The sequence below is a fragment of the Methylobacterium iners genome, from assembly GCF_022179305.1.
GTDB lineage: Bacteria > Pseudomonadota > Alphaproteobacteria > Rhizobiales > Beijerinckiaceae > Methylobacterium > Methylobacterium iners.
This window is the reverse complement of sequence record NZ_BPQP01000064.1, coordinates 15,503-35,098: the sequence shown is the minus strand read 5'-3', so window position 1 is coordinate 35,098 and position 19,596 is coordinate 15,503. Positions and strand designations below refer to the sequence as shown.

General features: G+C 69.6%; 18 protein-coding genes and 1 riboswitch. Of the genes, 13 read left to right on the top strand and 5 right to left on the bottom strand.

Annotated features, from left to right (window positions below; genetic code table 11):
* The first annotated feature begins 39 nt into the window (after positions 1-39).
* The 5 genes from MFF55_RS18990 (at position 40) to MFF55_RS18970 (ending at position 5,037) form a co-directional block, all read left to right on the top strand.
* Entirely contained in the window at positions 40-1,137 is a 1,098-nt protein-coding gene (locus MFF55_RS18990) for an OpgC family protein (protein ID WP_238245672.1), read from the top strand.
* Positions 1,098-1,985, top strand: coding sequence for an SGNH/GDSL hydrolase family protein (locus MFF55_RS18985; RefSeq protein WP_238245671.1), 888 nt, complete (start codon positions 1,098-1,100; stop codon positions 1,983-1,985). Before MFF55_RS18990 ends, MFF55_RS18985 begins: the two co-directional genes overlap by 40 nt.
* A 67-nt stretch (positions 1,986-2,052) precedes the next feature.
* Positions 2,053-3,405: a lipopolysaccharide biosynthesis protein gene (locus MFF55_RS18980; RefSeq protein ID WP_238245670.1), complete on the top strand. Its 1,353-nt coding sequence runs from the start codon at positions 2,053-2,055 to the stop codon at positions 3,403-3,405.
* Complete coding sequence (locus MFF55_RS18975) at positions 3,402-4,550, top strand: GNAT family N-acetyltransferase (RefSeq protein WP_238245669.1); 1,149 nt, start codon at positions 3,402-3,404, stop codon at positions 4,548-4,550. Before MFF55_RS18980 ends, MFF55_RS18975 begins: the two co-directional genes overlap by 4 nt.
* 67 nt (positions 4,551-4,617) lie before the next feature.
* Positions 4,618-5,037, top strand: coding sequence for an FKBP-type peptidyl-prolyl cis-trans isomerase (locus MFF55_RS18970; RefSeq protein ID WP_238245668.1), 420 nt, complete (start codon positions 4,618-4,620; stop codon positions 5,035-5,037).
* 149 nt (positions 5,038-5,186) lie between these two features.
* On the opposite strand, the gene MFF55_RS18965 is transcribed toward MFF55_RS18970, so the two are convergent.
* The 4 genes from MFF55_RS18965 to carA all read right to left on the bottom strand — a co-directional run bounded on the left by MFF55_RS18965 (position 5,187) and on the right by carA (position 9,342).
* Positions 5,187-6,662, bottom strand: a complete 1,476-nt coding sequence (locus MFF55_RS18965; protein ID WP_238245667.1) for an amino acid permease — start codon at positions 6,660-6,662, stop codon at positions 5,187-5,189.
* 93 nt (positions 6,663-6,755) lie between these two features.
* Positions 6,756-7,418, bottom strand: a complete 663-nt coding sequence (locus tag MFF55_RS18960) for a DJ-1/PfpI family protein (RefSeq protein ID WP_238245706.1) — start codon at positions 7,416-7,418, stop codon at positions 6,756-6,758.
* A gap of 213 nt (positions 7,419-7,631) precedes the next feature.
* Entirely contained in the window at positions 7,632-8,009 is a 378-nt protein-coding gene (locus MFF55_RS18955) for a hypothetical protein (protein WP_238245666.1), read from the bottom strand.
* A gap of 103 nt (positions 8,010-8,112) precedes the next feature.
* Positions 8,113-9,342 (bottom strand): glutamine-hydrolyzing carbamoyl-phosphate synthase small subunit, encoded by a 1,230-nt coding sequence (gene carA / locus MFF55_RS18950; RefSeq protein ID WP_238245665.1) that lies wholly within the window; start codon positions 9,340-9,342, stop codon positions 8,113-8,115.
* Between the two features lie 170 nt (positions 9,343-9,512).
* Here carA and MFF55_RS18945 point away from each other — a divergent pair, with 170 nt between their 5' ends.
* The 8 genes from MFF55_RS18945 (at position 9,513) to MFF55_RS18910 (ending at position 18,813) form a co-directional block, all read left to right on the top strand.
* On the top strand, positions 9,513-9,974 hold the full coding sequence (locus MFF55_RS18945) for a GatB/YqeY domain-containing protein (RefSeq protein WP_238245664.1): 462 nt from the start codon (positions 9,513-9,515) through the stop codon (positions 9,972-9,974).
* A gap of 116 nt (positions 9,975-10,090) precedes the next feature.
* Positions 10,091-12,004 carry a DNA primase gene (gene dnaG / locus MFF55_RS18940; protein WP_238245663.1) on the top strand — a complete coding sequence of 638 codons (1,914 nt, stop codon included), beginning with the start codon at positions 10,091-10,093 and terminating at the stop codon, positions 12,002-12,004.
* 194 nt (positions 12,005-12,198) lie between these two features.
* Entirely contained in the window at positions 12,199-14,196 is a 1,998-nt protein-coding gene (rpoD, locus tag MFF55_RS18935; protein WP_238245662.1) for an RNA polymerase sigma factor RpoD, read from the top strand.
* Positions 14,197-14,313: 117 nt separating this feature from the next.
* Complete coding sequence (locus MFF55_RS18930; protein ID WP_238245661.1) at positions 14,314-15,573, top strand: adenylate/guanylate cyclase domain-containing protein; 1,260 nt, start codon at positions 14,314-14,316, stop codon at positions 15,571-15,573.
* A 27-nt stretch (positions 15,574-15,600) separates the two neighbouring features.
* Positions 15,601-15,729: riboswitch (TPP riboswitch) on the top strand.
* Positions 15,730-15,803: 74 nt separating this feature from the next.
* Complete coding sequence (gene thiO, locus MFF55_RS18925; protein ID WP_373874836.1) at positions 15,804-17,018, top strand: glycine oxidase ThiO; 1,215 nt, start codon at positions 15,804-15,806, stop codon at positions 17,016-17,018.
* Positions 17,015-17,227, top strand: coding sequence for a sulfur carrier protein ThiS (gene thiS, locus MFF55_RS18920; protein WP_238245660.1), 213 nt, complete (start codon positions 17,015-17,017; stop codon positions 17,225-17,227). Before thiO ends, thiS begins: the two co-directional genes overlap by 4 nt.
* Positions 17,228-17,230: 3 nt before the next feature.
* Positions 17,231-18,016, top strand: coding sequence for a thiazole synthase (locus MFF55_RS18915; RefSeq protein ID WP_238245659.1), 786 nt, complete (start codon positions 17,231-17,233; stop codon positions 18,014-18,016).
* A 149-nt stretch (positions 18,017-18,165) separates the two neighbouring features.
* Positions 18,166-18,813: a thiamine phosphate synthase gene (locus MFF55_RS18910; protein WP_373874840.1), complete on the top strand. Its 648-nt coding sequence runs from the start codon at positions 18,166-18,168 to the stop codon at positions 18,811-18,813.
* Here MFF55_RS18910 and MFF55_RS18905 read toward each other — a convergent pair.
* Positions 18,792-19,541, bottom strand: a complete 750-nt coding sequence (locus tag MFF55_RS18905; protein ID WP_238245658.1) for a proteasome-type protease — start codon at positions 19,539-19,541, stop codon at positions 18,792-18,794. The genes MFF55_RS18910 and MFF55_RS18905 overlap by 22 nt on opposite strands.
* Between the last annotated feature and the right edge of the window lie 55 nt (positions 19,542-19,596).

Sequence of the window (19,596 nt, the reverse complement as noted above, 5' to 3'; positions counted from 1 at the left end):
GTGCGCGGACGCCCTCAACAACGCCGGAGCCGAGCCCCGATGCGCGAACCGAACGCGATCGATTTCTGGCGCGGCCTGGCTCTCGTCACCATCTTCGTGAACCACATCCCGGGCAACACCTTCGAGCGCTACACCTACTCGCAATACGGCATCTCGGACGCGGCCGAACTGTTCGTCTTCCTCGCCGGCTGGTCGATCGGGATCGCGACGCGGGAGCGGGACGGACGCCCCGAGCCGCGCCTTCGGAGCGTGCTGCGGCTTCTGTCGCGGACGGTGGAGGTCTACCGGGCGCAGATCACGATCATGGCCCTCGCGCTCGCCATGATCGCTGGCACGGCGCTCGTCCTCGACAACCCGCTCATCCTCGAGTGGCACAATGCCGGCGGATTCTTCGCCGACCCCATCCAGACGACCGTCGGCTTCGTCCTGCTCACCCACCAGCTCGGCTTCTTCAACATCCTGCCGCTCTACGTGGTCCTGCTCGGGATGGCGCCCTTCTTCGTCCTGCTGGCGCGCTTCAACCGGCTGTTGGCACTCGCCCTGTCCTTCGGGCTCTACGGCTTGAGCCTCGTCATGGAGTGGAACTTTCCCTCCTGGCCGGGGGAGGGCGATTGGTTCTTCGATCCGCTGTGCTGGCAGCTCCTCCTCGTTCTCGGCTTCCTCGCCGAGGATGTGAGCCGGGAGGCGCCGCGCCTTCGCCTCTGGGCTCGCCGCCTGATGCCGCTCGGCATCGCGATCGTCGTCCTGGGCGCAATCCTCTCCGTGCTCGAACTCCGGCCGGACCCGCTCAGAGTGCCCGAGCCGCGCCTTATTTTCACCTTTGACAAGACCTATCTCTCGCCCGCGCGCCTCGTTCACTTCCTCGGAGTCCTGCTAGCCTTTCAGACCGTCTACGGCTTCGTCGCCGGGCGAATTCCAGCGCTGGCCGATTATTTGGCGGGACTGGGCCGGAACTCCCTCGCGGTGTTCTCGATGGGGTCCGTCCTCAGTCTTGCGGCACAACTCGTGCGGTTCTGGACTGGCGGCGGTACTCTTGTTGACGTTTTGGTCGTAGGGTTCGGTCTCGTTGGTTTGAGTTTCACCGCATGGTTCGTCGAATGGCGCTCCCGCAGGCCACGGCTTCCCTCCTCGGCGTGATCCTCGGCGCGACCGTCGCGCTGGCGCAGGGAGCACCCACCGTCGTCTCGCCGCCGAACCCGCCGGCCGGGCCGCAGGGCACCGAGATGCCCGATCCGTCCCTATCGCCCGAATGCCGTGTGCCGGGTTCGAAGCTCTACACCCTGAACAAGCTCAAGGCCGTGAAGACGGCGCTGAAGGAGAAGCGCCCAGTGCGGGTGCTCGCGATCGGTCCGACCTCGGCCGGGACGGGCGCCTCGGCGACCTACCCGGTCAAGCTCGAGACCGCGCTGGAGCGCTCGCTGCCCGAAGTCGACATCGAAGTCGACAGCCGGGGACTTCAGGGCGAGATCGCCTCGGGCGCGGCCGAGCGCCTGCGCGGCATGGTCGCCGAGATCGAGCCGGACCTCGTGGTCTGGCAGGTGGGGACCCACGATGCCCTGGCTCGCGTCGAGGTGGAGGCCTTCGGCTCCGCCCTCGACGACGCCGTGAAGTGGATCAAGTCCCACGACATCGACGTGGTGCTCGTGAACCCGGTCTACACCGCGAGCATGGCGGACGACGCCTATTACACCAGCATCGTGCAGAAGGTGCAGGAGGTCGCGGGCCGCGAGGGCGTTCCTCTCGTCCAGCGCTACGAGGCGATGCGCTACCTGTCCGGCAGCAGCGACAAGGGCGAGGGACACATGTTCGGCCGACAGTTCCGGCTGAACGATCTCGGCCTGCGCTGCATGGCCGAACACGTCACCCGGGCGATCACGCTCTCCCTGCTCCAGCCCGATACCGCGGTCACGGGCACGCCCCAACCCGTGCTGAAGACCCTGCCCGGGTCGCCGCCCGCCGCACAGGCCGGTTCCGCCGCGCAATAGGGCTATCCGCTTAACCTGCCCGCAAGCCCCGCCGGCCTAACCTGCCCCGGCAAAGGGGTTCATCGGCATGGCAGCGGGCGCGTCGCTCGGATCGACATTCGCGCGTCTGGCGACGCTGCGCTCCGGCGCGCCCCGCGCGGCCATCGACGTGTTCGCGATCCGTGTCGCCGCGGCGGGCTTCGCCTACGGCGCCCACGCCCTCATGGCGCGGCTGATGGGCGGGTCCGAGTACGGCATCTTCGCGGCGATCTGGGTCTGGATTGCGATCCTCGGGCATTCGGCGACGCTCGGCTTCTCGCAGGGCGCGTGCCGCTTCCTTCCGACCGATGCCGCCCGCGGCGACCTCGACGCCGTCCGCGGCTTCCTCGTCGCGGGCGCCGGCCTCACGGCGATCGCGGCGATCGCGGTGGCGCTCGCCGGGCTCGGGCTCGCGGCCCTGCAGGGCTCGCTGCTCGCGGGCCCCTACGCCGCGCCCCTCCTCGTCGCAGCGCTCGTCCTGCCCCTCTTCGCACTGCAGGATTACCTGGAGGGCGTCGCGCGCAGCCAGAACTGGGCGGTGCTCGCGATCGCGCCGCCCTACCTGCTTCGGCAAATCCTGATCGTGGCCGCGATGCTGGCCGCGATCCGCTTCGGGGCGCCGGCCGAGGCCTGGGTGGCGGTGGCCTGCACCCTCGTCGCCACGGGGATCGCGGTGACGCTGCAGGCCGTGTGGCTGCTGGCGCGTCTCCGGCGGGCGGTCGGTCCGGGACCGCGACGGCGACGCTGGCGGGAATGGTTCCGCGCCTGTCTGCCGATCGCGGCGGGGGATCTCGCGGCCGCGGCCTTCAACGTCGTCGACGTCGTGATCCTGAGCCTGCTGGCGCCGCCGGCCGTCGTCGGCCTGTATTTCGCGGCGACGCGCCTCCAACAATTCGTCGTCTTCGTGCAATTCGCGGCCTCGGCGGCCACCGCCCAGCGCTTCGCGGCGGCCAAGGCGGCGGAGGATGCGACGGCGCTCGCCCGCCTCGTGCGCCTTCAGGCGCAACTCACCTTCGCGGCCACGACCCTGATCGGCGTCGCGGCGATCGCGGCCGCGCCCCTGCTGCTCGGCCTGTTCGGCCCCGAGTTCCGGGACAGCCTGCCCATCCTCGCAATCCTCGTCGCCGGAACCGTCGCGGCGAGCCTGTTCGGGCCGGGTGAGGATCTGCTGACCATGCTCGGCGGGGAGCGGCTCTGCGCGGCCATCACCCTGGCGAGCCTCGTCATCGCCGGCCTTCTCTGCTTCGCGCTGATCCCGGGGCAGGGGGCGCTCGGCGCCGCGCTCGCGATGGCGCTGGCCTCCGCCGCCAGGGGCTGGGCGATGGCCCTCGCGGCCCGCCGGGTCCACGCCATCGCGACCCCGATCTACTCCCATCGCCTTTCCGAGGGGCCGACACGATGATCCCGCAGCGCGTCCCCGACACGGGCTCCTTGCGGGTCGAGATCATCCCCGTCGCGAGGCTCGCGGCCGATCCCGCCGGTTGGGACGACCTCGTCGCGCGGGCGGTATCGCTCCACCCTCATTACAGCCGCCGGTCGGTCGAGGCGCACCGCGCCTGCGGCCTCGCGCCGGCCAACCTCGCCTGCGTCGCGGTTCGGCGCGGGGATCGCCTCGACGCCCTGCTCCCCTTCCGGATCACGCGCGACGTCAGCGCTCTCGGGATGCCGGTGGCGCAGCCCTTCCGCTCGCCCTTCGTGACAGCGACCGCGCCCCTCGTCGCGGACGACTCCGATGTCCCAGCCACCCTGGCCGCTCTCGTCGCGGGGCTGGCGCAGGCGTCAAGCGGCCGCGCCTGGCGCTGGCCCATGCTCTCGACCGAATCCGGCATCGGCCCCGGGCTCCTCGCCGCCATGGCGGAGGCAGGCTGGCGGACCGGCACGGTCGCCGCCTTCGAGCGTCCGGTCCTGCATCGGCGCGGCGACCACGAGGCCTTCCTGAAGGACCATCCCAACCGCGGCCGCTTCAAGGATCTGCGCCGCCGCCAGCGGCGCCTCGCGGACGCCGGGACGATCGACCTCGACACCGTCACGGACGGTCCAGCCCTGACCGAGGCCGTCGAGAGCTTCCTCACCCTGGAGCGGGCAGGATGGAAGGGCGAGGCCGGCACCGCGCTCGCCTGCCGTCCGGACCATGCCGCTTTCGCGCGGGCCCTGTTCGCGCGGGGCGACGGGCCCGTCCAGGCCCGCGCGGACATCCTGCACCGGGGAGGCAAGCCGCTGGCGATCAGCCTCGCCCTCGTCGCGGGCGGGACGGCCTGCCTCCTCAAGACGACCTACGACGAGGAAGAACGGTCGAACGCGCCGGGCCTCGTCCTCGAGGCCGAGATCGTCCGGCTCCTCCACGAGACCGCCTTCGCCAAGACTCTCGATTCCGCGACGCTCCCCGGCTCGGCCCTGGAGAGCCTCTATCCGGACCGCGAGACGGTCGCGGAGATCGTGGCCCTGCCGGGCGGGGAGGGCGGATTGTCCCTGGACCGCCGCCTGCGGCTCGCCCGGTTCGAACACGCGGCCCGCGCCGAGGCGAAGCGGGTCCTGCGACGGCGCTGACGCCCTCTCGGCATTCCGATGCTGGCCGTGCTATCGGGCCTCGGCAAGCCAGAGAGGACACACCGGCATGCGTCGCTCGATCCTCGCCCTTACCGGAGCCCTCGTCATCGCCATGAGTACAGCCGCTTCCGCCGAATTCACGACGACCCCCTCCGGCCTCAAGTACCAGGACGAGGTGGTGGGCACCGGGCCCGCACCGCAGGCCGGGCAGAAGGTCAACGTCCACTACACCGGCTGGCTCGACGAGGGCGGCAAGCCGGGCAAGAAGTTCGATTCCTCCCGCGACCGCGGCCAGCCCTTCACCTTCACGCTCGGCGCCGGCCAAGTCATCGCCGGGTGGGACACGGGCGTCGCCACGATGAAGGTCGGCGGCAAGCGCCGCCTCGTCATCCCGCCGGACCAGGGCTACGGCGCCCGCGGCGCCGGCGGCGTCATCCCGCCGAACGCGACGCTGATCTTCGACGTCGAGCTGCTCGGCGCGAAGTGAGTTCACGCCTCTCCTCCCCCTTGTGGGGAGGAGGGGAGGTGGGGGTGGCTGGGTGACCCTGCCACTCACCAGACGGAACAACCCCCACCCCGAACCCCTCCCCACAAGGGGGAGGGGATAGGCTTGCCGATTTCCGTGCAGCCAAAATCCTATCTGGCGACCGCCTTCTCCCGCCCGACCCGGCTGTGGCGACGGCTCCACGCGAAGTAGATGACGAGGCCGATGGCAAGCCAGATCAGGAGGCGAAGCCACGTCTCGCCATCGAGCGAGACCATCATGGCGAAGCAGCTCAGGATGCCGAGGATCGGCACGAGCGGAACCAGCGGCGTGCGGTAGTCGCGCCGGGCATCCGGCTGGGTCCGGCGCAGGATGATCACGCCGACGCAGACGAGGATGAAGGCCAGCAGGGTGCCGATGCTCGTCATGTGACCGAGCTGGCTGATAGGCAGGAAGCCGCCGAGCCCGCTCACGAAGACCATGAAGAACAGGTTCGAGCGGTAGGGCGTCTTCCAGACCGGGTGCACCTTCGAGAAGAAGGCGGGCAGGAGCCGGTCCTGGCTCATCGTGTAGAAGACCCGGCTCTGGCCGAGCAGCAGCACCAGGATCACGGTCGAGAAGCCGGCGATGACGCCTAGCGTCACCAGGGACTTCAGCCAGGGGAAGGGCGTCTGGGCGATCGCGGTGTTCACCGGCGCGGCGTCGCCCTTCATGGCCGTGTAGGGGACCATCCCGGTCAGCACGCCGGCGAACGCGATGTAGATGACCGTGCAGATGGCGAGCGAGCCGAGGATGCCGATCATCATGTTGCGCTGTGGGTTCTTGGCCTCCTGCGCGGCGGTGGAGACCGCGTCGAAGCCGATATAGGCGAAGAAGACCACGCCCGCCCCGCGCATGATCCCGCTCCAGCCGTATTCGCCGAAGGTGCCGGTGTTCTCGGGAATGAAGGGCACGTAGTTCTGGGCCTTCACGTAGAAGAGGCCGACGCCGACCACGACCGCGACCACCGCCAGCTTGATCGCGACGACGACGGCGTTGACCCGCGCCGATTCGCGGATGCCGACCATCAGGAGGAGCGAGGCCGCCACGATGATCAAGATCGCGGGCAGATTGACGATGCCCGTGGCCGTGGTGCCGTCGGCGAGCGTGAAGGTCTCGAAGGGCGAATGGATGAGACGGCCGGGCAGGGTGATGCCGACCCCATCGAGGAAGCGGGCGACGTAGCGCGACCAGCTCACCGAGACGGTCGCCGCGCCGACCGCGTATTCGAGGACGAGGTCCCAGCCGATGATCCAGGCGATGAACTCGCCCATCGTGGCGTAGGCGTAGGTGTAGGCCGAGCCGGCGACCGGGATCATGCCGGCGAGCTCGCTGTAGCACATGCCGGCGAAGACGCAGGCCAGCGCCGCGATCATGAAGGAGATCACCACCGCAGGCCCGGCATGCTCGGCAGCGGCGATTCCCGTCAGCGAGAACAGGCCCGCGCCGATCACCGCGCCGATGCCGAGCGCGATCAGGCTCCAGGGTCCCAGCGTGCGGGCGAGCTTGTGCTCGCCGACATCCGCATCGCTGTTGAGTCGCTCCAGCGATTTCGTCCGTAGAAGGTCGCCCGCGAGGCCCGCCGCCATCGTGTCCGCTCCGTTTCGCCTGCTTCGCCGCCGATCAAGCCGGCAAAAGGGGGCGCATGCAACAGGAGCGTGCAAGTCAGGGGCCGGACGGGTTCAGCGTTGGGCGATGGACTCCGCCGCGGCGCGACAGCCGGCGGTCAGGTCGGCCAGGATGGCGTTCGCCCTCGCCGTGGTCGCCGGACCGGCCGCCGCCGGCGTCCCGGCTGCGAAGGGCGGCTGGGGCGCATATTCCGCGACGAGCTGGCTCGTGCGGGCATATTCCTCGCCGCGCAGCCGGGCGGCAAGCGCCAGGGCTAAGTCGAGGCCCGCCGAGATCCCGGCCGCGGTGACCCTGTTGCGATCGAAGACCACGCGCTCGTCCAGCGCGACGGCGCCGAGGAGCGGCAGAACGGCGTCCCGCACGCACCAATGCGAGGTGGCGCGATAACCCCTCAGCAGCCCCGCGGCGCCGAGGATCAGCGACCCGGTACAGACGCTGGTCACCCAGGTGGCGCGAGCGCCCCGGTCGGCCAGGAACGCCAGCGTGGCGGCGTCGCGCATCTGGGCCGGCGTGCCGTCGCCACCCGGGACGAACAGCACGTCGAGCTCGGGCGGACAATCGTCGAAGCCGGACGTTGCGACGAGCGAGAGACCTGTATCGGTCGCGACAATCCCGTGCGCCTTCGCGACGAGGTGAAGACTCCCGCCCGAGAGGCCGGACAGCACCATCTGCGGACCGACGAGGTCGAGCGCGGTCATGCCGGGGTAGAGAAGCATGGCGATCCGCACGGGGCGGTTCGGATCGACGGAGCCGCCGGGCCCGGACGGGACGCCGAGGGCGCGCGCCGCACCTGTCGGGGCGGCGCCTGCGGCGAGAAGGGCGGCGAACTGGCGACGGTTCATCAGGGCCTCGGCCCGGCGCGAATCGCGCCGTCGGGCCGATCTAGCGCCTCACCAAGCTCCTGCGAGCAACAAGCTTCCCCGGCGTCGTCAGAGGCCGATGTGGAGCGCGGCGACCGCACGGTCGATCGAGAGGTAGAACACGCCGAAAGCCACCATCGCGGCGGCGGAGAACTCGAGCGTCAGGTTCGAGAGGGTCTGGCAGCGGCGCAGCATCTCGCGCCCGAAATAGAAGCTGACCCAGGCGATGGTGAGAACCACCGGCATCGCGAACAGGAAGGACCAGGTGCTCTCGACCCGGTCGAAGCCGCCGGCCGGGTCCAGCAGCGCGCGGATGTTGCGCACCCACGGCGCGTGGCAGGCCGAGTAGATGGCGGTCATCCAGGAGAGGCCGACGGCGACGCCGAAATGGAAGCTGAAGAGCCCGTGCAGGCGCGAGAACTCGTCGCGTGCGTCGTCCACCGTCATCGTCAACCCCTGAGGTACCGCTGATGGGCCCGCCGACGATCTTTCGCGCGTCGTCGTTAGCGGGCCGTTAACGGTGCGGGGGTGCCGGCGAAACCCGGACTTTTTATGACCGGCCGATCTCGGTCTCCGGCTTGCCCGCGCGCATCAGCGCCACGAAGCGCTCGAACAGGTAGTGGCTGTCGCGGGGGCCCGGCGAGGCCTCCGGATGGTGCTGCACCGAGAAGGCCGGGCGGTCGGCAAGGGTCAGGCCGCAATTCGAGCCGTCGAACAGCGAGACGTGGGTCTCCACCGCGGTCTCGGGCAGGCTCGCCGGGTCGACGGCGAAGCCGTGGTTCATCGAGACGATCTCGACCTTGCCGGTGGTCTTGTCCTTCACCGGGTGATTCGCGCCGTGATGGCCCTGTGCCATCTTCACGGTGCGGCCGCCGAGCGCGAGGCCCATGAGCTGGTGGCCGAGGCAGATGCCGAAGGTCGGCACCCGCTCGTCGAGGAGCTGCCGGATGACGGGGACGGCGTATTCACCGGTGGCGGCGGGGTCGCCGGGGCCGTTCGAGAGGAAGACGCCGTCGGGCTTCAGCGCCATAATCTCCTCGGCCGTGGTCGTGGCGGGGACCACGGTCACGTCGCAGCCGGCCTCCGCCAGGAGCCGGAGGATGTTGCGCTTCACCCCGTAATCGACGGCGACGACCCTCAATCCTTCGCCAGGCTTGCGGGTGCCGTAGCCGCCCTTCACCGCCCAGGTGGTCTGCGACCACTCGGACGGGGTCCGGCTCGTGACCGGCGGCACGAGATCGAGCCCCTCCATGGGCGCGAGCGCGGCGGCCCGAGCCTTCAGGGCCTCCCGGTCGAAGCGGCCGTCGGGATCGTTGGCGATCACGGCGTTCGGCATGCCGCGTTCGCGGATCAGCGCGGTGAGAGCCCGCGTGTCGACGCCGGTGATGCCGACGATGCCGCGGGCCTTCAGCCAGGCATCGAGGTGGCTCGAGGAACGCCAGCTCGAGGGATTGGTGACGGCCGAGGCGATCACCGCGCCGCGCACGCCGGAGGCCGGCGCCGCGTCGAGGCTCTCGAGATCCTCGTCGTTGGTGCCGACATTGCCGATATGCGGGAAGGTGAAGGTGACGATCTGCCCTGCGTAGGACGGATCGGTCAGGATTTCCTGGTAGCCCGTCATCGCGGTGTTGAAGCAGACCTCGCCGTCGGCGATTCCGGTCTGACCGATCCCGAAGCCTTCGAGCACGGTGCCATCGGCCAGCACGAGGAGCGCGGTGGCGACGGGCTCGGCCCAGGCCGCGGGTGTGGCGGGCGCGCTTGCGCCATCGTCTTGCAGCATCGGCGTGATCTCGCTTATGTCCGGCCGAGCCCGGCGCCGGGGCCGGCGCGTGCGGGTGGCTCCCGTTGCGGCGCTCTTAGCGAGGAGGCCGCGACAGGGTCAATGTGGCCCTGGGTGCCGTCCCGCTCAATCGCCGCCGAACGCAGACCACCCTTGATCAGGAGACGACCATGCTGCGCGAGCGCCTCACCGCCGAGATGAAGGAGGCCATGAAGGCCGGCGACAAGCCGAAGCTCGCCACGGTGCGGATGATCCAGGCCGCCCTGAAGGACAAGGACATCGAGTCCCGCGGCCTCGGCAAGGACCCGGCCTCCGACGAAGAGATCCTCGGGCTCCTCCAGAAGATGATCAAGCAGCGCAACGAATCCGCCGGCGTCTACGAGCAGGGCGGCCGACCGGAGCTCGCGGAGAACGAGCGGGCCGAAGTGGCCATCATCGCCGGCTTCCTGCCCCAGCAGATGGACGAGGCCGAGACCCGCGCTGCGATCGAGGCGGCCGTGGCCGAGACGGGCGCTGCCGGACCGAAGGACATGGGCAAGGTCATCGGCGCCCTGAAGGCGAAGTATGCCGGCCGGATGGATTTTGCGAAGGCGAGCGGGTTGCTGAAGGACGTCTTGAACGCGAAGGCGTGAGGATGGAGACGTTGCGGGGCAAGCCGGCTTATCCACCGACTTCGAACCTTCGGGACTCGCTAAGGCCTCCTGAGCTATAGGTCAGGGTTCCCGAACCCGATTGCTCGGCCTGCCGCGTGCGCTACCCGCCCCACCTCCTCGAAGAGATCCGGGCCCGCCTGCCGGCCTCCGACGTGGTCGGCCGGCGCGTGCGGCTCAAGAAGGCTGGCCGCGAGTGGCGCGGGCTGTCGCCCTTCAACGACGAAAAGACGCCGTCCTTCTACGTCAACGACCAGAAGCAGTTCTATCACTGCTTCTCCTCCGGCAAGCACGGCGACGTCTTCACCTTCCTGATGGAGACCGAGGGCCTGAGCTTCCCCGAAGCCGTCGAGCGGCTGGCGAGCGAGGCTGGGGTGACCCTGCCGGCGCCCAGCGCCGATTCCGACGCGATGGAACGCAGGCGCCGGGGCGCGATCGAGGTGATGGAGCTGGCCGCCGCCTTCTTCGAGGAGCAGCTGCGCGGCCGGGCGGGGGCAGGCGCCCGGCACTACCTCGACGGGCGAGGGCTCGGTCCCGAGATCCGGGCCCGCTTCCGGCTCGGCTACGCCACGGGCGAGCGCTACGGGCTGCGGGACTTCCTCGCGTCGAAGGACGTCGACAAGGGCCTGATGGTCGAGCTCGGGCTTCTCACGGGCGGCGAGGACGTCGCCGTGCCCTACGACAAGTTCCGCGATCGCGTGATCTTCCCGATCACGGACGGACGCGGCCGCGTCATCGCCTTCGGCGGACGGGCCATGCAGACGGATGCCAAGGCGAAATACCTGAACTCGCCGGAGACGCCGCTCTTCCACAAGGGCCGCGTCCTCTACAACCTCCACGGCGCCCGCAAGGCGGCCCGCGACCGCGGCAGCATCATCGCGGTCGAGGGCTACGTCGACGTCATCGCCATGACGATGGCCGGGCACCCGAACGCGGTGGCGCCGCTCGGAACCGCTCTCACCGAGGACCAGCTCGCCCTGCTCTGGCGCCACGCCGACGAGCCGATCCTCTGCTTCGACGGCGACGGCGCCGGGCAGCGCGCCGCCTTCCGGGCCCTGGAGACCGCATTGCCGGCGCTGGAGCCGGGCAAGTCCCTGCGCTTCGCGCTGCTGCCGGAGGGTCAGGATCCCGACGATCTTCTGCGCTCGGGCGGGGCCGCCGCGGTCACGCGCGTCCTCGAGGGGGCGCGGCCCCTCGTCGAGGTGTTGTGGTCGCGCGCGGTGGAGTCCAGCCCCGTCGACACGCCCGAGCGCCGGGCGGGCCTCGCGAAGACCCTGCGCGAGATGGTCGGCGCGATCCGCGACGAGACGGTGCGGCGGTTCTACCGCGATGAGATCGAGAGCCGCTTGCGCCAGCTCTCGCCGCAAGGGGCCCAGCCGCAGGGCCGCTACGGCGGCGGCGCTCCACGGAGCGGTTCGAGGCGCGGCTTCCGCGCAGACGATCCGCCGCCCTCGCCCCGTATCACGACGAAGCTCAACCCCCTCTATGCAGGGACGACGAACTCCGGCGGTCCAGTGCCCTTTCAGGATCGGGAGGCGATGATCATATCGTGCCTGCTGGTTCATCCTCAGCTTCTCGGAATCGAGGCGGAGGAGCTGTCGGCTCTCGAACTCAACGATCCGGACGCTCAGGCGCTGCGCTCCCTCCTGCTGGACGCCGCGGCGGAGACGGCCCATCCGGTCGGGGAAGTCCTGAGGGCGCGGCTCGACCGGGCCGGCATGGGCGAGGCCGCCGCCCGCCTCGCGGCGCATATCCGCCCTGGCGACCGCTGGGTGCTCGATCCGCATGCCGATCCGATGCGGCTCGAAGACGCATTGCGTCAGGCCGTGATCTTGCACGGCAAGTCGGGAGCGCTAAATAGCGAACTCCGTCTCGCCGAGCGAGCATTGGCGGAGGACGCGACCGAGGCCAATTTCGCTTGGCTGTGCGACGTGAAGGAACGTCTGGCCGTGATTGCCGGAGCCGAGGCTGAAGCGGACTTGCCGGATGCGGGCGAACCGCAGACGGCCTGACGCCCGGCTTGACGCGTCCCAGGCGGTCGATCAGGCCGCATAGTTAACAATCGGTCAAGCGTCTTGCTTGCATACCGGGATCTGACATCGAAGCGGTCGCCGCCCGCGCCCGCAACTCACACGAATTGCGGCGTCGACGACGCGGGGCGAATCAAGCGCCCTCACGACACGACCGCGACAACAACAGGCTGATCATGGCAACGAAGGCAACGGAACGGGACGAGGCGGATGTCGCTCCGGAGCAGCAGACCGACGGCCCGCTCCTCGACCTGACGGATGCCTCCGTCAAGCGGATGGTGAAGCTCGCCAAGAAGCGCGGCTACATCACCTACGAGGAGATCAACGAGGTTCTGCCCGAGGGCCAGTCCGACCCGGACCAGCTCGAGGACGTCATGGCCCAGCTCTCGGAGATGGGCATCAACATCGTCGAGGCGGAGGAATCGGACGAAGGCGCGGCCGAGCGGCCCGCCAACGGCGAGGCCTCGGAGGATGACGAGAGCGAGGGGGGCGACGTCGCCGAGATCGCGCCGGCGAAGCCGCTCGCGCTGCGCGAGACGACCACCAAGGAGCCGACCGACCGCACCGACGATCCGGTGCGGATGTACCTGCGCGAGATGGGCTCGGTGGAGCTGCTGTCGCGCGAGGGCGAGATCGCCATCGCCAAGCGCATCGAGGCGGGGCGCGAGGCCATGATCGCGGGGCTCTGCGAGAGCCCGCTGACCTTCCAGGCCATCATCATCTGGCGCGACGAGCTCGTCGACGGCCGCGTGCTCCTGCGCGACATTATCGACCTCGAGGCCACCTATGCCGGCCCGGACGCCAAGAACGCCCCGCAGATCGCCGAGGGCGAGGAGGCGGAGGATTCCGAGGCCGAGGCGCCGGTGCCGCCCGAGGGCGGCGACGACGACGACGACATGGAGAACAACGTCTCGCTCGCGGCGATGGAAGCCGAGATCAAGCCGCGCGTCCTCGAGACCTTCGACAACATCGCCAACAACTACAAGAAGCTGCGCAAGCTCCAGAACGAGCACGGCGAGCTGAAGGCCGGCGGCGGCACGCAGACGGCGGCGCAGGGCAAGAAGCAGGCGGAGCTGAAGGACACCGTCGTCGCCGACGTGAAGTCGCTGTCGCTCAACGCCAACCGCATCGAGGCGCTGGTCGAGCAGCTCTACGACATCAACAAGCGCCTTATCTCCCACGAGGGCCGCCTGATGCGCGTGGCCGAGAGCCACGGCGTCGCGCGCGACGAGTTCCTGCGCCACTACCAGGGCTGGGAGCTCGACCCGAACTGGATGACCCGTGTCGGCACCCTCGGCGGCAAGGGCTGGAAGAACCTGGTCGAGAAGGGCTCGAAGCAGGTCGCCGACCTGCGCGAGCAGATCCTGACGCTCGCCTCAGAGACGGGCCTCGAGATCGGCGAGTACCGCAAGATCGTCAACATGGTCCAGAAGGGCGAGCGCGAAGCCCGTCAGGCCAAGAAGGAGATGATCGAGGCCAACCTCCGCCTCGTGATCTCGATCGCCAAGAAGTACACCAACCGCGGCCTGCAGTTCCTGGACCTGATCCAGGAGGGCAACATCGGCCTGATGAAGGCGGTCGATAAGTTCGAGTACCGCCGCGGCTACAAGTTCTCGACCTACGCGACCTGGTGGATCCGCCAGGCGATCACCCGCTCGATCGCCGACCAGGCCCGCACCATCCGCATCCCGGTGCACATGATCGAGACGATCAACAAGATCGTCCGGACCTCGCGCCAGATGCTCCACGAGATCGGCCGCGAGCCGACCCCGGAGGAACTCGCCGAGAAGCTGGCGATGCCGCTGGAGAAGGTGCGCAAGGTCCTCAAGATCGCCAAGGAGCCGATCTCCCTCGAGACGCCCATCGGCGACGAGGAGGATTCGCATCTCGGTGACTTCATCGAGGACAAGAACGTCGTCCTGCCCATCGACGCGGCGATCCAGTCGAACCTGCGCGAGACGACCACCCGCGTTCTCGCTTCGCTGACGCCCCGCGAGGAGCGGGTGCTGCGCATGCGCTTCGGCATCGGCATGAACACCGACCACACGCTGGAAGAGGTCGGCCAGCAGTTCAGCGTCACCCGCGAGCGCATCCGGCAGATCGAGGCGAAGGCGCTGAGGAAGCTCAAGCATCCGTCGCGGAGCCGGAAGCTCAGGAGCTTCCTCGACAACTGATTCGCTGGCGCTGCGCTCTTTCCGTAAGACGGAAAGAGCGTTCGTCTACGATCGGCGATAAGAAAACTTCGCGGCCGATCGGTTGCCGTCCTCCCGTCCGAAACCCACCTTGGCTGTATGCTCGATCGCGGCCAACCCCTTCCGACGGCGCAAGCCGACGGTTCCGAGACCATCGACGTGCCGTTCGGCGCCCTGCAGGATTGCGTGGCGCTACGCGATTGGCTGCTAAGCGAGGGCGCGCGTCTCCCGCAAGCCGACGATCTCCTCGTCGGCCTGTCCGAACGGCTGAACGAGCTCGGCGTGCCCGTCGACCGCGCCTCGACCGCCATCGACACCCTGCACTCCGAATACTCCGGCGTCGGCCGCATCTGGACCCGCGAATCCGGCGCCACGACCCGCCTCTTCCCTCACGGCGAGGCCTCGGACGCGGCCTATCGCGAGAGCCCGTTCTACGCCGTCCACCAGAGCGGCGAGTGGCTGATCCTCGATCTCACCGAGACGCCCGACAGCCTCTACTCGGTGCTGCCGGAGCTGAAGGCGGCGGGCTACACGCACTACGTCGTGGCGCCGCTGTTCTTCACGAACGGGACGCATAACGGCATCACCTTCGCGACGCGCAGCCCGGACGGCTTCCGCGACGAGGACATCGCGATCCTGCGCTTCGTCATGCCGACGCTGGCGGCGGTGATGGAGATGCGGATCGTCAACAAGACCCTCGACCAGGTCCTGCGCATCTATGTGGGCGACGAACCCCACACCGCGATCCTGGCGGGCGACATCCGGCGCGGCCAGGTCCGGCGCATCCGCTCCGCGATCCTGTTCGCGGACATGCGCGACTATACCGGCCTCTCGGCCGACATGACGCCGGAGGAGGCCGTCGACCTCCTCAACATCTTCTTCGACTGCCTGGTGCCGGCGATCGAGCGGGAGGGCGGCGAGGTCCTGAAGTATCTCGGCGACGGCCTGCTCGCGATCTTCCGCGAGCGCGGGGACGACCTCGGCAGCGCCGCCAAGGGTGCCCTCACCGCGGCGCAGAGCGCGCTCGCCGCCATCGACGAGGCCAACGCCCTCGGCCGCTTCGCCGTGCCCGTGGCAGCCGGCATCGCGCTCCACCACGGGGAGGCGGCCTACGGCAACGTCGGCTCGGGCGCCCGCCTCGACTTCACCGTGATCGGCCGCGACGTGAACCTCGCCAGCCGGCTGGCCCGGCTCAACAGGGTTCTGGGCGAGCCGCTCCTGATGTCGCGGCCCTTCGTCGATTTTCTGTGGGGCCACCCCGAGCCGCTGGGCGACCACCCTCTCGACGGCTTTCCGGAGGCGATGACGGTCTATCGCCCGGCCCGGCGCCCCGTCGCCGAGAACTCCGTCGGGGATTGACCCAGCCGCCCGCCGGGGCCACATGAGGGTCGTTCCAGGGAGATCCCCGGCAAGGGGCTGAGAAACCGATGGCCGTCCAGGCATGGACGGCGGCGCGGAAATCCTTCGAACCTGAACCGGCTCATACCGGCGTAGGGATTGGACCGCGGGTTTTTCCTCCACGAAACCCGGCACGCTTCGGATCAGAAGCTTGATGGCCCCCGATCTCCGCGCCGCCCGCGGAGATCGCTTTGGCCTCATCGGCACCCTCTCTCATCGGCCTGCGCAGACGAATCGGCGAAGATGCGCCCTCGGCAGCGTTGCCAGGGCGCAGCGATGTCGTGATCGTCGGCGCCGGCGTGATCGGCCTCTCCATCGCCTGGCGCCTCGCCGAGAGGGGTCGATCCGTGACCGTCCTAGAGCGCGAGACGATTGGTGCCGGCGCGAGCCTCGCCGCGACGGGCATGCTCGCGCCCGCCGCCGAGCACGAGCCGGGCTCCGACCCGCTGCTCCCGCTGGCACTCGAGAGCCTGTCGCGCTGGCCGGCCTTTCGGGACGCACTCCAGGCTGCCTCCGGCCTCGACATCGATTACCGCGAGGAGGGCACCCTGGTCCTCGCCGTCGGCCGCGACGAGGTCGAGCGCCTGCGCTTCCGGCACGACCTGCAGCGGCGGTCGGGTATCGATGCGCATTGGCTGTCCGGGTCCGAAGTCCGCGCGCGCGAACCCTCGTTGCGGCCGTCGATCGGCGCCGGCCTGTTCTGCCCGCATGATCATCAGGTCGATCCCGCCAAGGTCATGGCGGCCCTCGTGCGCGCCTGCCGCACTGCCGGCGTGACCATCGTCGAGCGATGCCCGGTCGAGGCCCTGGACTGGGCCGGCGAGCGCGTCGCCGGGGTGCGGGCGGGAGGGGAAGGTATTGGCGCCGAAGCGGTCGTTCTCGCGGCCGGCGCCTGGAGCGGCGAGACCGGCCTGTTGCCGGAGGCGCTCGCCCTGCCGGTTCGCCCGGTCAAGGGGCAGTCGCTAGCCCTGCGAACCACGGCCCGCACCGGCACCCTCTCGCACATGGTCTGGACGGAGCAGGTCCACATGGCGCCGAAGGCCGACGGCCACCTCATCGTCGGGGCGACCGTGGAGGAATGCGGTTTTCGCGAAGGCGTGACGGCTGGCGGCCTCTACGCGCTGCTCGAAGGCGCCCGCCGCGTGATGCCGGCGATCGAGGAGATGGCGGTGGAGGCGGTCTGGAGCGGCTTCCGTCCGACTTCCGACGACGACGCTCTGATCATCGACGCGCTGGCGCCCGGCCTCGTCGTCGCGACGGGCCACCATCGCAACGGCTACCTGCTGAACCCTGCCACCGCCGACGCCGTGGCGGAACTCGTGACGACGGGGGAGCTCCCCGCCTTCGCGCGAGGGTTCGGCCTCTCCCGCTTCGCACCGGCCGAGGAGCGGAGGGCGTTTGCATGAAGCTCATCGTCAACGGCGAGCCGCGCGAGCGCGAGGCCGCCGACATCGAGAGCCTGTTCCGGATCGAGGCCGAGGAGACCGGCATCGAGACGCCGCAGGGCATCGCCATCGCGCTGAACGGGCAGGTCGTCCGCCGCCGGGACTGGGCCGCGACGCCGCTCGCGGACGGCGACCGCGTCGAGATCGTGCGCGCCATGCAGGGAGGTTGAGGAATGGAGCGCCAGGATACGGGCGAGGACGCCCTCGTCATCGCCGGGGTGCCGCTGACCTCCCGGCTCTTCATCGGCACGTCCGGCTATCCGACGCAGACGATCATGGCCGAGGCGGTCCGCGCCTCAGGGGCCGAGGTCGTGACCGCCTCGATCCGCCGCGTCTCGCTGCAGGGACACGGCTCGGACACCCTGCGCAAGCTCAAGGGCTACCGCTTCCTGCCCAACACCGCCGGCTGCGAGACGGCGCGGGACGCGATCCTGACGGCCGAGCTCGCCCGCGAGGCGCTGGATACCAACTGGATCAAGGTCGAGGTGATCGGCGACCGCGAGACGCTCTATCCCGATGTCGCCGAGCTGATCGAGGCCTGCCGCCATCTCGTCGACGACGGCTTCGTAGTGCTGCCCTATTGCAACGACGATCCCGTCGTGTGCCAGCGCCTCGCCGATCTCGGCTGCGCGGCCGTGATGCCGATGGGCTCGCTCATCGGCTCCGGCATGGGCGTCGCCAATCCGGCCAATCTCGAACTGATCTGCCGTCGCGCGAGCGTCCCCGTCATCGTCGATGCCGGCATCGGCACGGCCTCGGACGCGGTGATCGCGATGGAGCTCGGCGCGGCCGGCTGCCTCCTCAACACGGCCGTCGCGAAGGCCGACGATCCGATCCGGATGGCGCGCGCCATGCGGCACGCGGTTCAAGCCGGCCGCGAGGCCCATCTCGCCGGGCGCATCCCGCGGCGCGGCCGCGCCGAACCGTCGAGCCCGCAGCTCGGCCTCGTCGGATCGTGAGGTCGCTGCCCTCGCCGCTGCTGGTCGTGACTGACCGGCACGGCACGAACCCTCCCTCCTCTCCGGTGGAGGGTACCCTGCGCATGCAGGGGGGCAGAGGGGAACGCGACCTCTCCGGGGGGGGCGGCGCTCCCCGCTCCCGACCCTCGCTGACGCGAGGGTTACCCTCCCCGGCAGAGGGGGAAGGAGATGATCGTCCCAACATAGAGAGTGCCCGTCTTGGCGTCGTCGTAGGCCAACTCCTCCAGAGCGGAGCGCGCTGGTTCTGGTTTCGCGAACGTGACATGGAGGCGGACAGCCGGAAGCGCCTCGCCTGCGAGCTGCTTGCGATGGTGCGCATGGCTGGCGGCGTCTTCACGCTCGGCGGCAATATCGATCTGGCCGCCGCGATCGAAGCAGACGGCGTGCACCTCTCCGGCAATGCCGGATCGGCCGAGATCGACCGAGCGCGACGGGCCATGCCGAACGGTCTGATCGGCGTCTCGGCCCACAGCCTCGACGACATCGACACTGCCGCCGGGGCCGGTGCCGACTACGCCACCCTGAGCCCCATCTTCGCGACTCCGAGCAAGCCCGGATACGGCCCTGCGCTCGGCCTCGACGCGCTCCGCGTCGCCGCCCGATGCGACCTCCCGATCCTCGCGCTGGGCGGCATCACCTTGGAAACAGCCTCAGCCTGCCGGGAGGCCGGTGCCGCCGGCATCGCCGTCATGGGCAGCGTCATGCGGTCATCCGATCCGGCAGGGACGGCGGGCGCCCTGCTGGAAGCCTGGTCTCAGGCCCCCGAGGGCCCATAGGGCGGCCGGGGGATCGCGCGGTGCGCGGCCCGCAGCGCCGCCGACCAGCGCTCGCGCAGGTCGTGGAAGTAGCTCTCGCCCGCCTCGATCCGATGGTTCACCTCGGTGTCGAGGGCGCCGACCCGCGACACCGCGATGTCGATGGGCAGGCCCACGCCGAGATTCGAGCGCATGGTCGAATCCATCGAGACGAGGCCGACCTTCAGGGCATCGTAGAGGTCCGTCTCGTACTTCACGGCCCGGTCGAGGATCGGCTTGCCGTACTTGTGCTCCCCGATCTGGAGGAACGGCGCATCGCGGCTGCACTCGATGAAGTTGCCGGCCGAGTAGATCATGAACAGCCGCATCGGCTCCTCGCCGATCTGACCGCCGAACAGGAACGAGACCTCCATCCGCAGGTTCGCGGCTTCGAACCCCTCCCGCTCGATCTCGCGGACGCGGCGGATGGCGCGGCCGACGAGCTGCGCCGCCTTGAACATGGTCGGCTGCTGCATGATCGTCTGCGGCGGCTCGCCGTCCGAGCCGTCGACGCCCTCGGTCAGCATGCTCAGGACCGATTGCGTCATCGAAAGATTGCCGGCTGACGCGAGCATCATCACGCGCTCGCCGGCGACGTTGAACAGGTGGAGCTTGCGATAGGTCGAGATGTTGTCGAGCCCCGCATTGGTGCGGGTGTCGGCGATCATCACGAGACCCTCCTCGACGAGGAGCCCGACGCAGTAGGTCATCGTAGCCGTCCCTGTATCCGCGCGGCTCCGACATGGCACGGAGAGCTGGAATCCG

Excerpts from the sequence above, each read along its gene's own strand:
- MFF55_RS18990 (WP_238245672.1), top strand. The coding sequence starts at position 40 with ATGCGCGAACCGAACGCGATCGATTTCTGGCGCGGCCTGGCTCTCGTC.
- MFF55_RS18985 (WP_238245671.1), top strand. The coding sequence starts at position 1,098 with ATGGCGCTCCCGCAGGCCACGGCTTCCCTCCTCGGCGTGATCCTCGGC.
- MFF55_RS18980 (WP_238245670.1), top strand. The coding sequence starts at position 2,053 with ATGGCAGCGGGCGCGTCGCTCGGATCGACATTCGCGCGTCTGGCGACG.
- MFF55_RS18975 (WP_238245669.1), top strand. The coding sequence starts at position 3,402 with ATGATCCCGCAGCGCGTCCCCGACACGGGCTCCTTGCGGGTCGAGATC.
- MFF55_RS18970 (WP_238245668.1), top strand. The coding sequence starts at position 4,618 with ATGCGTCGCTCGATCCTCGCCCTTACCGGAGCCCTCGTCATCGCCATG.
- MFF55_RS18965 (WP_238245667.1), bottom strand. The coding sequence starts at position 6,662 with ATGGCGGCGGGCCTCGCGGGCGACCTTCTACGGACGAAATCGCTGGAG.
- MFF55_RS18960 (WP_238245706.1), bottom strand. The coding sequence starts at position 7,418 with ATGCTTCTCTACCCCGGCATGACCGCGCTCGACCTCGTCGGTCCGCAG.
- MFF55_RS18955 (WP_238245666.1), bottom strand. The coding sequence starts at position 8,009 with ATGACGGTGGACGACGCACGCGACGAGTTCTCGCGCCTGCACGGGCTC.
- carA (WP_238245665.1), bottom strand. The coding sequence starts at position 9,342 with ATGCTGCAAGACGATGGCGCAAGCGCGCCCGCCACACCCGCGGCCTGG.
- MFF55_RS18945 (WP_238245664.1), top strand. The coding sequence starts at position 9,513 with ATGCTGCGCGAGCGCCTCACCGCCGAGATGAAGGAGGCCATGAAGGCC.
- rpoD (WP_238245662.1), top strand. The coding sequence starts at position 12,199 with ATGGCAACGAAGGCAACGGAACGGGACGAGGCGGATGTCGCTCCGGAG.
- MFF55_RS18930 (WP_238245661.1), top strand. The coding sequence starts at position 14,314 with ATGCTCGATCGCGGCCAACCCCTTCCGACGGCGCAAGCCGACGGTTCC.
- thiS (WP_238245660.1), top strand. The coding sequence starts at position 17,015 with ATGAAGCTCATCGTCAACGGCGAGCCGCGCGAGCGCGAGGCCGCCGAC.
- MFF55_RS18915 (WP_238245659.1), top strand. The coding sequence starts at position 17,231 with ATGGAGCGCCAGGATACGGGCGAGGACGCCCTCGTCATCGCCGGGGTG.
- MFF55_RS18905 (WP_238245658.1), bottom strand. The coding sequence starts at position 19,541 with ATGACCTACTGCGTCGGGCTCCTCGTCGAGGAGGGTCTCGTGATGATC.